We start from the raw sequence: 15,389 nt of genomic DNA, 5'->3' as shown, positions 1-15,389 counted from the left end.
CGATTTTTTGATTTAAATGCCGGTTTATTTCAATTCCGGGAAAAAAGGATTATGGGCTTTTTCCTGACCCACTGTGGTGAGAGGGCCATGACCGGGGCAAATAATGGTATTATCCGGCAAGCTCAATAATTGTTCCAGATTATTCTGGCGAGCCTCATGATAAGCGTAGGGTGCCCCACCCATAGAGGCCGAAAACAGAGCGTCTCCAACCACCACCAAAGGACGTTGAAGCCCTTCAATGAAATAACTTAAACCACCCGGCGTGTGACCAGAAGTACCCAGCACCCGAATTTTCAGATTGCCAACACACAGGCCATCGCCCCCTACCAATGGCTTTAAGCCCAACGGGTTTTCGGCCGCGGAACCGTAGCAGTGGGCCTGCGGAAACTCAGCCGCCAAACGCTCTAAATCAGCCAAATGATCCATATGGGTGTGGGTGATACAAATTTTTTGCAAGCCCAAATCATTCGTTTGCAAAAAATCCAGCATGGGCTGACAACTGGAACCGGTGTCAAAAGAGCATGCCTCCCCGGTGTTAGGGTCCCACACCAGATAAGCGTTAACGGTCATATCGCCGTACCAGGTGGTAAATTGCCGAAGCCCCGGTATTTCTGGCAGCACCTGGGGTTGCCACTCATTCCGGGCCAAAGCAATGAGAGAAGGGCCGTGCAAACCCAGCACAAACGCTAATTTTTCCAATGCGTGGTTATCCACCTGCCCGTTTAACACCTGTTCCACCTGACTCAAAGACAATCCCGCTCGCTCGGCCATCTCCTCCAAAGTCAGTTTTAATCCCTTGCGGGCTTTTCCTAAAACATCCGTAAATCCATCTTCTAAAGGAAGAATGGCGGGAATGGCTGGTGTGGCGCTCATCGGGCAAAAAGCTCCTTTATTCTGCATGGCCATTGTACTATTCATAAGCATGGCCTTCAATGAGGAGATTGCTGCCTGTGAAAGCAAGCAACATCAAAAAAACATATTGCCATTAAAAAACGGGCCGAAATTGAACCCAGTCAAGTCAGCCCGTTTTTAAGTGATTATAACCAGCCTAAGTTTTATTTAGAGGCGGTGGATTGTTGAGGCCCGAAAGCCACCCCATTCACCAGGTTATTATAATATTTAACACTTGTGCTGGCGGTACTGTAATTAATATATTTTTTATTGGCGATGTTGCTTAACTTATTGCCAGTAATGGTTAAGCCATTCACTTTGCCATTAATTTGAGAAATGGCCGCCAACCCACTGGTGTCCTTCACGCCGTTCATGGTGTTGTTAATGAATGATACGTTACGGGGAAGCACTTGGGTGCCATTGGCATACGGTTCGGTACTGAAGCGAATCCCTCGGCCTACGTTGCTAATATTATTATCGGCAATAACAAAGTTATTGCCCCAGTTGAAGGTTGAGGTGGCACGAGGGTTGTTGTAGATGTTAATGGCAAATTCCTTCATGTTTTGAATGGTATTGCCCCTGATTTCCATGTCATCGTAATTATTCACCTCCAGCCCGTAATGATCGCCGCCGTTGATTTTATTACTCAAAATTTTCACATTTTTAGCGCCAGCCGTGCGGGAGGCGAATTTAATGGAGCCTCTCAAGTTATAAAACACGTTGCTTTGCAGGGTGAAATTGGCGGAGCCACCGTGAACATCATCATTGGGGGTGGTTGTTACTTGATATACGTTATTAAATAAATTATTGGCCACAACCGTATTGAAGCTATTAACCCCAATCACCGGATCGCGTTCGGTGGTGGTCACTCTCAACGCTCCATTTCCGAAGTTGTAAAACGCGTTGTTTTTAACATTCACCGTGTTACACGAACCAAAATACACACCCTGATCCGGCCACACTGGCGCCAGACTCTTGGCAAAATCGGTCTGCCCATAAAACTGCATTCCGGTAATAGAAATATTTTTACTAAACTGGAAATTCAGCAGATACTCTCCGCCAGAGGCACTGGTAAAGCTCTTATCCTTGATGAGTTTAGCGGGTTGACTCATATCGCTGAGCAACGCCGTATTTTGCAGGTTACGAACCGGAATCTGACTAAGCACATAATAGTTTCCCGGTGCCAGCTTCAAGGTCCACAAACTGGTTTTATCGCTGCGGTTCACCAGATAATTAAAGGCGTTTTTCAGGTCGGTGGTGGTGGCAGAGGCAGACGTACCCGGTGTGACGCTAAGGGTACGGCTTTTAGCATCCAGCTGATAGGCGAAGGCATCGCTACTTTGAAGTGCCACTACAGAAAGTAAGCAAGCCAAAGTTAGACGGATTGGGTTCCGAAACATGTTCAATTCACTCCATTTAAGCTCGATTTCTTACACAGGGCGCTTTCTATGAAAATTCCTGCTCGAAAACGAACCCACTACACAAGTAACTACTAACTACAAGAAAACGGATGACGATTTACTAAAATAAAGCCCACAAGGCCCATTACATACACTTACAGACACACTCAACTTGGCGAAATTAACGAACGAACTCAAGGACATACGTTTGTTTTTATAGTATCACCATAAATATAAATTATCAAACCAGCTGGCACACTCAAAATCAAAACCCACTACCAACAGAAGAATAGTTCCTGACATTGAACCTCTGCTAAAACCGCCCTGATTTCAGCCATGCGTTTGCGTTTTTAACCTGTCTCCAGATGAGCATCAATTCTTAAGGTCAGCGCTTAAAATTCATTGTAAAATTTCATTCATATTTTCTGAAATCGCCCATAGGTTGTCTCTCTCCGGGGATCTCAACAAGCCCCTTTATTAACCGGATAAAAGTAACCGAGGGGGCATGCGTTATCCCCGTAAAACCGAGGGTCCTTTATAATACAGTTAAACCAATCAGCTGTTTGGGCAGAAAGTTTCTAAGTATGAATACCAAGTGTTGCTTCCTTTCAAGTCGTTGGCTCTCGCTGGGCAGCGGGCTACAAAACCTGGGTTTTGCGATCATGGCAGGCGGTATGCTGGCCCTGGGCGCTTTTACCGCCCCCGTGGTTTTTGGACAATTTTCCAGAATAGAGGCGGGCCCGGTTATGGCCATTATTTTTCGTCGCTTCGATATGGTGTTACAAGTCGCCCTGTTGCTGGCCCTGCTGGGAGAGTCCCTGCGTATCGGAACCCGGCAGCTCAAACACCATGGCTTGCTTCCTGCGTTGCGCTGGATTTTACTGGGCGCATTAACCCTCAGCTTGCTGTACGCCACCCAGTTCCTCAATGCCGATATTGAGCGCCTGAACCGAGCCGGAACCCATCGGGATTTAACCACGGTGGCCGGTCGACAGTTTGAGCAAAAGCACAAATTATCCGAAGGCATTTATAAGGCCAACTTATGGATCGTCATTCTGCTGATACTGTTGACCCCGTTTATGGATCACCCCCTTGCGAACCCCAAAGAAAACCGGCCTAAAGTATGATGAGCCGTATCCTGAGCTTTGCCCTGTTTTTGATCATTGTGGTAATTGTGGCGTTTAATTTTAATGCCCTTTTAAGTTACGGGCGGGCTAATCAAATTGAGCAATCGGCCCAAAAGGCCATTGAGGCTCAAAACTGGGAAAAAGGCATTCAGCTTTACGAGGAAGGCCATAAGCAGTTCCCCGACAATGCCACTATTGCGCTAAGGCTGGCCTGGCTGTATCGAAAAAACCAGCAAAATTCACAAGCGGAAGCCACTTACCGAACCCTACTCAAGCAAGCTCCCGATCATCTGGAAGCCCGCATGGCATTGGCAGGCTTGCTAAAAAATGATGCCAAGCGTGTGAATGAGGCCATTGTAGAACTGCGTCAGGCCCTGAAAGCGCATCCCAAAAACCCCCAACTGTTAGCCAGTATTGGTAACGTTTATAAAACGGCCGCCGAAAACCCGGCGGAAAAACGGGAGGCCACTCAAAAATGGCTGTACGCTCAGGCCCGTTACTATTACCAGCAATCTTTAAAGCTGAACAATCAGCAGTTTCAAACCCACTTTAACCTGGGGGTTTCTTACCAGAATATAGACGATAACACCGCTGCGGCCAAAGCTTATTGCCAAGCGCTGGTGGTCAGCCCCAACAGTTACGAGGCCCGTTATAACCTGGGGCTGGTGCTCAGCGATTTGAGCTTTGAGGAGGAAGCCTATCGTCAAATGGGGCGGGCCATTCAAATCCTCAGCGATCGCAATGATATGGCCATGGCCCAAGGCTTAGCGGTAAAAGTGCAGAATGTAAAAAACAGAATTTTCAACAGCAACCGGCCCACCTTAACCGGTCAGGAAATCCCGCCGTTTCTGGATAAGGCCTGTCTGGTGCAAGGCATCCAGGCTTCCCCCGAGGGGCAGTAACGCAAAAAGCCGATTCTTCTAACAGAAACAGCTTTTTGGCTATTAAATTTTAGGGGCCTACAGCAGCCCTTCCACTGGACGCACCTTGTAAACGTCTCAAAAAAATGAAATCTAGTGAATCACCACTAAAAACAATCCCAGATTCAGCAGCATAATCACAAACCAAACTTTCATGACCGGACTTTGATTGTCTAACAGCGCTTTGAAGGGGCTTTTACGCTCATCCTGATCAAACACGGAGGAGGTCAACTTAAGATCCTCCTGGAAGGCCAGATCTCGAAAGGTCATCTTTCACACACTCTCTTGATTACGTAATTGGATCAACTTTCCTCATTGTAGAAGTTCACCTCGGTTCGCTCATCCGCCGGATGGTCAATATTTTTGCTTTTAAATTTTTAAAACAAAAACAAGCTCCTTGCGCAAGGTGCGGAATAGTCGTCAAATCAGGGCTTTCAGGCTATAATAATGGCGTTTTCATCTGGTGAGGCGGTAAAAAATATGAAACAAACCCTGTCTGCTTTAACAATTTTGTTGGTTTTAACCCCCATGGCCGGATGCGCCCCGCCCCCCAAAAGCGGTTCGGCCGCCAACTACGGCAAAACCATTGGCGGTAGCGGTAAACCGATTGTCAGTGTTCAACCCACCCCCAGAGGGCCTTTTAAAACCGTGTTAATAGATGGCGCGGAACGACTGCAAGCCCGTGGCCCCGTGGGACAATTGGGTGGCACTTTCTACGATAATCAAATCAGCGATGGCCCCAAAACCTTCAACCCATGGGCTTCTACCGATGCCACCTCCAGCACCTTAGGCGGCATGCTTTACGCCGGTTTAATGGTGACTGATGCTTACAGCGGTGAGCCGGTGCCATATCTGGCCAAATCCGTCAAACTGTCTGATGACAAGATGACTTACACGGTCACCCTCCGCAAGGGGCTGAAATGGTCTGATGGTCAGCCAATCACTTCTAAAGACGTTGTTTTTACCTGGAACGAAATTGTGAAAGCCGGGTTGGGCAACGCCAGCCACCGGGATGTGGTGCTGGTGGACGGGCAATTTCCAGACGTGAAGGCGCTGGATGATTTAACCATTCAGTTTAAAACCGCCAAACCCTTTGCCCCTTTCATGCGCAATTTAAGTGAAGGCATTGCCCCCGCCCATATTTTCAAGCCAGTGGTGGCCAAAGGAGATACCGCCTTCTCCGCCTTTATGGGGGTGTCGGATGCGGCCAAAGCGCCCCAGAAATTTGTATCTGGCGGCATGTGGCTGCTGGAAAGTTATGTGCCTCGCCAAAAAGCCATTTTCAAGCGCAATCCCCACTTTTTTATGGTGGATAGCAAGGGGCAACGGCTTCCTTACATGGATAAGTTTTCCATTAGCTTTGTGGGGGATATGAACAACCAGAGCCTGCAGTTTGAGCAAGGCAAGGTGGATATCTACAACGTTCCCGGCAATCTGCTTTCCCATGTGCGCCAATTAAAAAAGCCGGACTTCAAACTCTATAACCTGGGTCCTGCCACCGGCACGGTCTTTCTGACCCTGAATATGAATAACCGCAACAACGCCGAAGGCAAGCCGTTTGTAAACCCCGTCAAATCGGCCTGGTTTAGAGATGTTAATTTTCGACAAGCCATTAATCATGCCATCAAACGGCAAGATATTGTGGCCAATATCCTGAAAGGGGTGGGCGCTCCGCTATTTACCTCGGAATCGCTATCCTCCATTTACCTCAACCCCAAACTGGCCAAAGGGTTTGACGCCGATATTGATTACGCCAAAAGCCTGCTTAAAAAAAGCGGGTTTACCTGGGATAAGCAAGGCATTTTGCATGACAAACAGGGCAACGTGGTTGAGTTTAACCTGTATACCAACAGCGGCAACACCGAGCGAGAAGCGGTTGGGGTGAACCTGAAGCAGGACTTGGCTCAGCTGGGCATGAAAGTGAATTTTAAGCCCATTGATTTCAACGTACTTATTGGCAACCTGAAAGATGGCACCTGGGAGGCCATGGTGATGGGCTTGACCGGCAGTCCGCTGGATCCCCACAGCGGGGCCAACGTATGGAAAAGCGATGGATCCATTCACATGTTTAACCAACGCAAAATTGAAGCGGGCAAAGCCACCAACATCAACGATCGCTTCCCTTGGGAGAAACAACTGGACGCTCTGGTGGAAACCGGATCTCAAACCTTTGATGAGAAAGAGCGCCATCAGGTTTATGACGCATTGCAGCAGGTGGTTTATGAGCAGGCCCCGTTCATTTACCTGTACTCTCCGCTCAACATTATCGCCGTGCGGGAACGCATCCAGAATTTTGATCCCACCCCGCTGGAAGCCTTCCACAACACGGAAGAAGTCTGGATTCAGCCCTAAAGCTGACCCTCTGAAATCCATTTAAAAAGGGGCCTAGGCCCCTTTTTAATGCTGTATTTTCAAAAACGCATGGCGTTATTTGATGAAGACCCCAAAGAATGCGTAGGCATTATTTGATTAAAACCCCAAAGAACGCGCAAGCGTTATTTGATTAAGACCTCAAAGAACGCGCAGGCGTTATTTGATTAAGACTAAGGTCGTGTTTTTGCTGGATTTTACCCGGCCCAGCTCAGCGTTCAGGTTAACAATGCGCTTTTCGATGAAATCGGTATTTTTACTGGTGGGACGCAACCGCATGACCTGATGGTAGCTGGCAATGGCCTGCTGGCGCTTGCCAGCTTTATCCAGAGTAATGGCCAAACCCAAATGACCACGGGTAAAATCGGGGGCTTTGGCAATCAGGGTGCGAAACAGCGCTTCGGCTTCCTCGTAGCGCTCCAGACGCATAAAAATGCTGCCCAGATTATTGTAGGCGGGTAAAAATTCAGGTTCAATCTCAATGATTTGCTCATAGAGCCGAACGGTATAATCAAAGTCCTCAGTCATTTCCACCACCAGGGCCAGCCCAAAGCGGGCTTCCACTGAACGGCGATCCAGCTTGATGGCCCGTTCGTAATGATGAATGGATTTGGCGGTATAACCACACTCGGCGTAACACTTGGCGATATCCTGATGCAGTTCCCGGCGGAAACCGTTTTGAGACAAGGCATGAGCCAAATACTGAATAGCCCCCAGGCTATCGCCTTTACGGCGCAAACACTTGGCAATGCCCACATAGGCTTCCGTAAAATCTTCTCGTTGTTCCAGCGCCAAACGGTACTGGGAAATGGCGGTATCAATCTCTTCCCGGTAACGATGGGTGTCACCGGAAATGAGGTAATCGTAAGCCTTCCCGTATTTGACCTTCAGGGGGTTAGCCACTTCCGTTGCCAAACCGCCAGTAAAGCGGTTCAGGGCGGTCATTAACTTGCTGGAGTATCTGGCGCCCGGCTCGGCGGCTTGTCGCTGTTCATTTAAGCTCATAATAATTCCACAGCTCCCTGTCGGAAAGGAGTACGCCTAACCAATTCCACTAATCACCACGAATCCTGTCGGGTAAGAATTTGCTTCACCTGACACTATTTATTGTAGAGGCCGGGGTTCTTCTTGAAATCGTCCATCGGATCGATGCCGAAGGATCAGTGTTTGAAAAATCCGCTATATATGACACTTGTAGAAAATAAAGACGGGCAGATTTTGTGCCAATGGCCCGCATGCGTTATGAAGTAAAACCCCTTTTAAGGTATAATTCTCCCCATAGATTCAGTGCAGGCGGCAGTTCAACCCGCTTCCGGCGGCAAGGTATGGGGCTGGCCAGATCCTGCGAACTCAAAACAAGCTTAGAGAAAGGCATTTCCATGTTTAACATTCAACAAATGATGAAACAAGCCCAAAAAATGCAGGATCAAATGAAAGATGTGCAAACCGAAATGGAAGGCGCTGAATTCACCGGGACTGCTGGCGGTGGGGCGGTTACCGTAACCTGCAACGGCAAGTACGAATTCACCGCCGTTAAAATCAAGGAAGATGCCATTGCGGATCGGGACATGCTGGAAGATTTGGTGCTGGCGGCCTTGAAAGATGTCAGCAACAAAGTGACCGACACCATGGAACAAAAAATGTCCAAAATCACCGCTGGCCTGAACATTCCCGGCTTGAAACTCCCCGGTTTCTAAAGCGTCCTTACAGATATATCTCAAAACCCATTGCCTGCGAAAGCCCATGCTTTACGCAGGCAAGTTTTTCCTGGGCCAATTCTTGAGTAGAATAGAAGAGTGGTTCCGCTGTGCAGGCAAAACCCCTCCGCAGATAGCCGTTCGCACCCGATCCGACCGAGGCCAAACAGCCTTAATACCACCCCAACCCCTTATTGAGAGCGTTAAATGAGTTACACCCTCCCCCTGGCCAGACTGATTGAAGAGTTTCAAAAATTACCCGGCATTGGCCCAAAATCGGCCCAAAGGCTGGCTTTTCATGTGCTTAAACAAGCGCCGGAAGATGTCCGTACTTTTTCAGAGGCCCTGCTGGACGCCCGTGACAAAATTGGTTACTGCCAGCAGTGCTTTAACCTTTCAGCCCAAACCGTTTGTGAATTATGCGTACAACCCCACCGCAAGCAACATACCCTGTGTCTGGTTTCAGAACCCAAGGACTTGTACGCACTGGAAAGAACCGGAGAGTTCAAGGGCCTGTACCATGTGTTGCAAGGTTTGATCTCGCCGCTGGAAGGCATTGGACCGGAGGACTTGAAGATCAAGGAACTCATCGCTCGGCTGTCCAATCCCGACATTGAGGAAGTCATTCTGGCCCTGCCGCCTTCCATTGAAGGAGACACCACCAGTTTGTACCTGTCCCGACTCATCAAACCACTAGGGGTTAAACTCACCCGGATTGCCTTCGGCTTGCCGGTGGGTGCCGATCTGGAGTATGCTGACAGTATGACCATTACCCGAGCGCTGCAAGGTCGTCAGACCGTTTAAATTAAAAGCCGACAGGCCGTTTAAACAAAAAATTAGACAGACCATTTAAACCATTCGGCAAACCAATCGTCTACAAACTAAAGACGCTAAAAACAGCATCTGGGCCGAACGTAAACCTGAGTTAAAAAATAAATCTGGGAACATACACCTGAATCATTCACAGCTCAGCGGCGTAAAGCCAGCCAAATACAGGATACCGCCTGCTGGCGTTGGGGTTAAGTTAAAAACAGGCAGCCAAAAAAAGAAAAATCATCATCATCAATGACGCAATGGGACCACCCTGTTGTGAAAGGAAGGGGATAGTGACATGCGAAACCCACTAACGCTACTAAGCCTCGCCCTTTGTCTGGGAATAGCCACCACCTCGTGGGCGGCGCCCCTAAAATCCTACCATCTCAAAGAAGGGTCCTTGCTGAGAGATCCGGCCATGCAGGGGGAAAATTTATCGCCAATTTTACTGGGCATGCAGTGGTTTGCCGAACAACAGGCATTAAGAAGCCAAATGCTGTTTCCCAGAGAGGTTTTAGAAGCCGATGTTCCCATGATTGGCCCTCGCTGGGTGCCTAATAAAGGCAGTAACGGCTTATAAAGGCGATTTCAGGACCGAGAGAATCGCCTCATCAGGGATATCATCTCGAACCATCACCCGACCCAAAGTTTCAATGGGCAAAACCAGCCGGATGTTACCATCCCGGTTCTTTTTATCATGCCTCATAACCGCCAATAAATCCTGAGCGGCGTAGGCTGGGGCGTTTTCCACGCAAGGCAGCAGGCCGGTTTCAGCATATAACCCTTGCAAGCGATCGATGGCTTCCACAGGAAATAAGCCCAGTTGGCAGGACAACCGCACCGCTTTTAGCATGCCAATGGCCACCGCTTCCCCGTGCAAAATGCCAAAGTCGCTCAGCGATTCGTAGGCATGGCCAAAGGTGTGGCCTAAATTCAGGAAAAAGCGCAGCCCTTTGGTTTCCAACTCGTCCTGCATCACCACGGCGGCCTTAATTTCAGCGCACCGGCGAATCATTTCCGGGAAAACCGGCTGTAAGCAATTGGCATGCGATTCCAGCCAGTTGAAAAAGCCACTCTGGCCATCGCAAGCGGTTTCAATCAGGCCGTATTTAATCACTTCGGCCATGCCCGCCGCCAGCTCACGGGGAGGCAGGCTCAGCAAGGTATCCGTATCCGCCAATACCCGCAAGGGTTGATAAAAGGTGCCTACCAGATTTTTAACCGCCCCCAGGTTCACCGCTGTTTTGCCCCCAATGGCGGAATCTACCTGGGAAACCAGAGTAGTGGGCACGTGAATTAAGCCCATGCCCCGGTGATAGGTAGAGGCGCAAAAACCGGCCAAATCACCAATAACCCCACCGCCTAAACCCAAAATGGCGTCTTTGCGGGTAAATCCATTGGCCAGCAAGGCTTCATGAACGTGCCAGGCTTGCTCAAATCGCTTGCTGGCCTCTCCCGGGGGGATCACCAGAGGCGTGACCTCAAACCCGGCGGCTTTTAAGCCGGTTATCACCTGTGGGAGGTAGCGATTTTCCAGATGGGTATCCGTTAACACCAGAATTTGAGCGCCTTTGGCCAACACCGTCTGGCATTCCTGACCCAAGCGGCTTAACAGGCCCGATTGGGCCACAATGGCGTAGCACCGGGGTTCACTGGCGGTTAAAAGCACCTCCACCGAGGCAGGCTGAGTTTTATTCTGGTTAACTTTAGCCATGGCGGGCCGCTTTCAGATTTAACCCGGCTATAATATCCCGCACCACATCATCCGGCTTACGATTGACCGTATCCACCGTAAAATCGGAGCGTTCATAGTAGTGGCGGCGCTGCTCAAAGTATTCGTGAAAAATGGATTCCTGTTCCGGCACGTCCACTTGGGGTCTGTCTTTGGGGCTAAAAATCACCCGCTCGTACAAATCCGACACCGGCGCCCGCAAATAAATCAGCACGCCTGATTTTCTGGCGATGGTAAAAGTTTCATCCCGCACCAGAGTACCGCCGCCCGTAGAAACCACCACCTTTACCCTTTGAGCCAGCTCGTTCAGCACCAACACTTCGGCCTTGCGAAACGCTTCTTCCCCGTTCTGCTCAAAAATAACGGAAACCGGCTTGCCAAAGCCCCTCATCACCAAGTGATCGGTATCATAAAAGCGGTACCCGATGCGGTGGGCCAGAATTTTTCCAATGGTGGATTTACCGGCTCCCATAAAGCCAGTGAGGTAAATGCGGCTGTCATCCAACCGGTCAGCTTCTGGGTTTAATAAGTTCACGATTTTGAATGGTGGGGCTTAACTGAATGGTTGGTTTGGGCTGAGCCTGAAGCGAATGATTCAGGCTGGAGGAAGACTGAGTAGCGGCGGCGGGCATGGCCGATTGATTCTCGCTCAAAGGCTGAGGGCCGTTATCGGGGTTAAGATTCAGGTTCGGGTTCATCGAGGGGCTGCCGGTGGCTTGCGCCCAAACCAACCCGCTGGCAGCCAGAACCAAAGAAGCAAGCCCCACAAGCACCCCTTTAACCATCAACCCACCCATTACTGGACGGGCTTCTGGGGAAGCGTTTGGCGGGGCCATTTTTTCTTCACCTCTAAAATTTTGGCTTGCACCTGGGCCTTGTCCGTGGCCTCTGGCGACAATTGCAAGTAGGTTTCGTAAGCCTTAATGGCTTGCTCATAATTTTTCAGCTTTTCCTGGGTTTGAGCCAAGTGCAGATACACTTCCCCAATGGTGGGGTCCAGCTTCAAGGCCTCGTTGTAAGCGGCAAGGGCCTCTTGGTAGCGGGCTAAGCCATACAGGGCAAAGCCTTTACTATCCAGTGTGGCGGCGCTATCGGGCTTCAGTTTTAAAGATTCATCCACCGCCACAAGGGCTTCCGCATACTGGCCCATTTGCGCCAATGCGTAACCATAGTTGTTGTACGCTTCCGCGAAATCGGAACCCACACCCTCCAACGCTTTTTTGGAATAAAGCGCCGAATTGGGATAATCACCTTTTTTGGCGTACAGAACGCCCAAATCATAGTTAATAAAACTATTTTCTGGCTCAAGAACCAAGGCTTTTTTCAAGCTGGCCACACCCGCATCAATCTGGCCCATCTTGTCTTGCAGCAAACCGATACTGTAAAGGGCCTGACTCATTTCAGGGTTCAGCTTCAAGGCTTCCTGATACTGGGCCAGCGCTTCATTATTTTTTTGAAGGGCCTCCAGCACAATGCCGTAATTCATATGCACGAAAGGGTTATCCGGCATTAATTGGGCCGCTTTGGACAACATGCCTTCGGCCGATGAAATTTGCCCTCTGGCGGCCAGCTGGGTGCCTAGCGTGTAGTAAAAATTGCCAAATAACCGGTTGGTATCGCGGGAATTATAAATATATAAAGATTGAGGCTGAATATTTTGAGGGTTTAACGCTTCCTTCAACCCAAAAACAGGTTGTGCAGAGCCAGAGTGGGCCGGAAATAAATTAAGAAACAGCAAATTAACGACCACAATGGCCGGAAACACTGAAAACAAAGCAGCCCAAGGGGCCAATTTACGGAAAACCGGTTGAATGATGGAAGATTTGGACTCTGTTCGCATGCGCTCTGCCTATCCCTTACGTACGGTGTATTGTATCCTAAAAAGCGACTCCGGTTCCAGCGATTTATCCCTGAGCGTGGATTTACTTGCTCAACTCGCCCTATTTCAAAGGAAATATCCGCCATGAGCCTCCCCTTTCGAACCATTTTAGCGCTAGAAAGCAGTTGTGACGATACCGCCGTGGCCGTGGTGCGGGATGGACGGCAGGTTTTATCCAGCGTGATTTCTTCTCAAACAGAATTACATGCCCGTTTTGGCGGCGTGGTACCCGAAGCTGCCGCCCGAGAGCATATAGAATCGGTTAATTACGCGCTGGAAGCCGCTTTGGATAAAGCCGGTTGCCAACTGGACGACATTGACGCATTTGCCGCCACCCTGGGGCCGGGACTGATTGGATCGTTGCTGGTGGGGGCCAACACCGGAAAAACCCTCAGCCTGATTACCGGGAAGCCCTTTTTGGGTGTCAATCATTTATATGCCCATGTGGCTTCCAATTATCTGGAAAGCGATTTAGAGCCGCCTTTTTTGTGCCTGTTGGTCAGTGGCGGGCATACCCAGCTAATTGTGGTAGACAGTTATGAAACCATGACCATTGTGGGGGAAACTCTGGATGACGCGGTGGGCGAGGCCTACGACAAAGTGGCCCGACTGATGGATCTCCCTTACCCCGGCGGGCCGGTGCTGGATCAGTTGGCCCCATTGGGCGATCCCAAATCATTTCAGCTTCCCAAGGCCCGATTGGAGGGGCGACCTTACGATTTCAGCTTTAGCGGGCTTAAAACCGCCAGCGCTCGGGCTTATGAAAAAGCGCTTCAGGTCCTTGCCCCTGAAAACTTACCTGCTGAAACCGAGCGGCTGCAAAAAAATATGGCGGCCTCTTTTCAACATACCGTGGTGGAAACCCTGTTTGAAAAAACCCTCCACTGCGCTCAGGCACACGGGTTGTTTACCATTGCTATCGCCGGTGGTGTGTCCGCCAATCAGGGACTTCGAGAGCGCTTTGCCCGGTTTGTGGCGCAACATCCGGCCTATCGCCTTTATGTTCCCAAAATGGCATTTTGCACGGATAACGCTGCCATGGTAGCGGCTTCCGCCTACCTGAACCCCATTACCCAGGACATTCGAGAGGAAGTTTTTTCCAGAAGCGTAAAACCCTGACCGTGAACGACTACATCAATTTGATGGCGGTTAATATGATACTAGCCGGGGTATCCACCTCATGCTCGGGAATCACATACAGCAAGTAGCACCCCGGCATCCGAAAGCGATAGAGTCCGCCTTCTCTTTTATTGCCAATATGGGTAATTTTATTTTGGTATTCCGTGGGATTCTCTTTGAGAACATCCACCGCAACGTCCACCAGACGCCGAAAACGAAGGTTCAGCTTATGATACTGAAACTGGTAATTACTCGTTTTCTGAATCTCATTTTGCACTAGCCCGAAATAGCCCACTCACAATGTCATCAATAACTTTATTATATGCCAGATGGCGCAAAGGCATATCCCGCTGTCCCCCAATCAGTGGAGAATTCATCACAGCGTTATGGATAGGAACAACATGGCCAACAAGTCCCAAAGCCCATTAAAAAAGTTGAATCACCGGGCTTTATGGTCGCTTTTGGCTATTTTTTATAAATGGACAAAATAGGCACATGGGTTTTAGCCTGCAACAGGGCCTCAATCTCATCAGCCTGCGGAGGAGACACCGTTCGCAACTCACGGGTGGGGTAGGGCTTATCGCCGTGATTGCCCCGAGAATCCAGATGCCATTCCAGCGGATAAGCCCGCTTGGGGGTATTCAACTGCACTTCATCCGGCTGAATATCATTAATCAATTCGGCCATTTGCTCCACTTCCCGTAAATTGGTGGGCATAAACATACATTGCAGCGCAATTTTGCCCGCATAATTCGCTTTCAGGTTTTTAATGCCCGATACGATTTTTTCCAGGGTGACGCCCTCAACCGGGCGGTTCATTTGCTTTAATCCGGCCTCTGTGGCCGCGTCCAGCTTGCAGGATACAATATCAGCGCCCTGTAAGTCCTGAATCACCGCCGGATCGTGCAGCAGGGTGGCGTTGGTCAACACCATAACCGGTTTTCCGGTATATTCTTTTACCCAATGGATGGCCTCAGCTAAGTTCAGGGCCAAAGTAGGCTCTCCACTACCGCTAAAGGTAATAATATCGGCTTCTTCCCAACGGCTACGACGCAAATCATGCTCTAGCTGAGCGGTAGGCACATAAATGCGACGCTGGGCGGTCTTCAGCTGGATATCTCCCAACTGGCAGTAAATACAGTTGAATGAGCAGGTTGAGGTTTGTAGCAACAAATCCACGCCCAACGATGAACCCACCCGCCAAGAATGAACGGGGCCGTAGACCGAGGATTTTTCTTCGGTAACGTCAGAAATATCAGACTGAATGGTCATTTTATGCCTACCTGAACTGGGGACGAAACAAAGCCAATAATGAAGTAATCATGGACTAAAAGACGCCAAGATACTACCATAAGTGCCGCCCGGCTGAGCAAACCGGGACTGCTGATTTTAGCGTGGCTGAATGGCGCTTTATTTAGCAATTTGTTGCCTTCAGGCGCTT

17 protein-coding genes are annotated in these 15,389 nt (G+C 49.5%); 7 read left to right on the top strand and 10 right to left on the bottom strand.

Features of this window, described 5'->3' with window-relative positions:
• Positions 1-24: 24 nt before the first annotated feature.
• Together ACEW81_RS04180 and ACEW81_RS04175 are read right to left on the bottom strand one after the other, a co-directional pair.
• On the bottom strand, positions 25-873 hold the full coding sequence (locus ACEW81_RS04180) for an MBL fold metallo-hydrolase (RefSeq protein ID WP_373531715.1): 849 nt from the start codon (positions 871-873) through the stop codon (positions 25-27).
• Between the two features lie 182 nt (positions 874-1,055).
• Positions 1,056-2,291, bottom strand: coding sequence for a right-handed parallel beta-helix repeat-containing protein (locus ACEW81_RS04175; protein ID WP_373531714.1), 1,236 nt, complete (start codon positions 2,289-2,291; stop codon positions 1,056-1,058).
• Positions 2,292-2,875: 584 nt separating this feature from the next.
• On the opposite strand from ACEW81_RS04175, the gene ACEW81_RS04170 reads away from it, so the two are divergent.
• Complete coding sequence (locus ACEW81_RS04170; protein WP_373531713.1) at positions 2,876-3,418, top strand: DUF4149 domain-containing protein; 543 nt, start codon at positions 2,876-2,878, stop codon at positions 3,416-3,418.
• On the top strand, positions 3,415-4,320 hold the full coding sequence (locus ACEW81_RS04165) for a tetratricopeptide repeat protein (RefSeq protein ID WP_373531712.1): 906 nt from the start codon (positions 3,415-3,417) through the stop codon (positions 4,318-4,320). Before ACEW81_RS04170 ends, ACEW81_RS04165 begins: the two co-directional genes overlap by 4 nt.
• A 111-nt stretch (positions 4,321-4,431) precedes the next feature.
• Here the strand turns inward: ACEW81_RS04165 and ACEW81_RS04160 are convergent, their stop codons facing one another.
• A complete protein-coding gene (locus ACEW81_RS04160) occupies positions 4,432-4,608 on the bottom strand; it encodes a hypothetical protein (protein ID WP_373531711.1) in 177 nt (58 codons plus the stop codon).
• A 210-nt stretch (positions 4,609-4,818) separates the two neighbouring features.
• Here ACEW81_RS04160 and ACEW81_RS04155 point away from each other — a divergent pair, with 210 nt between their 5' ends.
• A complete protein-coding gene (locus ACEW81_RS04155) occupies positions 4,819-6,690 on the top strand; it encodes an ABC transporter substrate-binding protein (protein ID WP_373531710.1) in 1,872 nt (623 codons plus the stop codon).
• Positions 6,691-6,867: 177 nt separating this feature from the next.
• On the opposite strand, the gene ACEW81_RS04150 is transcribed toward ACEW81_RS04155, so the two are convergent.
• Positions 6,868-7,713 (bottom strand): tetratricopeptide repeat protein, encoded by an 846-nt coding sequence (locus ACEW81_RS04150; RefSeq protein WP_373531709.1) that lies wholly within the window; start codon positions 7,711-7,713, stop codon positions 6,868-6,870.
• A 374-nt stretch (positions 7,714-8,087) separates the two neighbouring features.
• Between ACEW81_RS04150 and ACEW81_RS04145 the strand changes: the two genes are divergently transcribed.
• The 3 genes from ACEW81_RS04145 (at position 8,088) to ACEW81_RS04135 (ending at position 9,798) form a co-directional block, all read left to right on the top strand.
• Positions 8,088-8,405, top strand: a complete 318-nt coding sequence (locus ACEW81_RS04145) for a YbaB/EbfC family nucleoid-associated protein (protein ID WP_373531708.1) — start codon at positions 8,088-8,090, stop codon at positions 8,403-8,405.
• 207 nt (positions 8,406-8,612) lie between these two features.
• Complete coding sequence (recR, locus tag ACEW81_RS04140; protein WP_373531707.1) at positions 8,613-9,209, top strand: recombination mediator RecR; 597 nt, start codon at positions 8,613-8,615, stop codon at positions 9,207-9,209.
• A gap of 307 nt (positions 9,210-9,516) precedes the next feature.
• Positions 9,517-9,798 carry a hypothetical protein gene (locus tag ACEW81_RS04135; protein ID WP_373531706.1) on the top strand — a complete coding sequence of 94 codons (282 nt, stop codon included), beginning with the start codon at positions 9,517-9,519 and terminating at the stop codon, positions 9,796-9,798.
• Here the strand turns inward: ACEW81_RS04135 and aroB are convergent.
• Genes aroB through ACEW81_RS04115 form a run of 4 tightly spaced genes read right to left on the bottom strand, consistent with a single transcriptional unit; the run spans position 9,793 to position 12,790 of the window.
• Positions 9,793-10,932 carry a 3-dehydroquinate synthase gene (gene aroB / locus ACEW81_RS04130; RefSeq protein WP_373531705.1) on the bottom strand — a complete coding sequence of 380 codons (1,140 nt, stop codon included), beginning with the start codon at positions 10,930-10,932 and terminating at the stop codon, positions 9,793-9,795. The two genes, ACEW81_RS04135 and aroB, sit on opposite strands and share 6 nt — an antisense overlap.
• Positions 10,925-11,455: a shikimate kinase gene (locus ACEW81_RS04125; RefSeq protein WP_373531704.1), complete on the bottom strand. Its 531-nt coding sequence runs from the start codon at positions 11,453-11,455 to the stop codon at positions 10,925-10,927. The genes aroB and ACEW81_RS04125 overlap by 8 nt, the downstream gene beginning before the upstream one ends.
• A 4-nt stretch (positions 11,456-11,459) precedes the next feature.
• Entirely contained in the window at positions 11,460-11,786 is a 327-nt protein-coding gene (locus ACEW81_RS04120) for a hypothetical protein (RefSeq protein WP_373531703.1), read from the bottom strand.
• Entirely contained in the window at positions 11,747-12,790 is a 1,044-nt protein-coding gene (locus ACEW81_RS04115; protein WP_373531702.1) for a tetratricopeptide repeat protein, read from the bottom strand. Before ACEW81_RS04115 ends, ACEW81_RS04120 begins: the two co-directional genes overlap by 40 nt.
• Positions 12,791-12,913: 123 nt before the next feature.
• Here ACEW81_RS04115 and tsaD point away from each other — a divergent pair, with 123 nt between their 5' ends.
• Positions 12,914-13,948, top strand: coding sequence for a tRNA (adenosine(37)-N6)-threonylcarbamoyltransferase complex transferase subunit TsaD (gene tsaD, locus ACEW81_RS04110; RefSeq protein WP_373531701.1), 1,035 nt, complete (start codon positions 12,914-12,916; stop codon positions 13,946-13,948).
• A 10-nt stretch (positions 13,949-13,958) separates the two neighbouring features.
• On the opposite strand, the gene ACEW81_RS04105 is transcribed toward tsaD, so the two are convergent.
• Positions 13,959-14,225, bottom strand: a complete 267-nt coding sequence (locus ACEW81_RS04105; protein WP_373531700.1) for a hypothetical protein — start codon at positions 14,223-14,225, stop codon at positions 13,959-13,961.
• Between the two features lie 188 nt (positions 14,226-14,413).
• Complete coding sequence (locus ACEW81_RS04100; RefSeq protein WP_373531699.1) at positions 14,414-15,220, bottom strand: radical SAM protein; 807 nt, start codon at positions 15,218-15,220, stop codon at positions 14,414-14,416.
• Positions 15,221-15,389 lie beyond the last annotated feature (169 nt).

This window comes from Vampirovibrio sp. (genome assembly GCF_041737375.1).
Lineage (GTDB): Bacteria > Cyanobacteriota > Vampirovibrionia > Vampirovibrionales > Vampirovibrionaceae > Vampirovibrio.
This window is presented reverse-complemented; position numbering and strand designations above follow the sequence as displayed.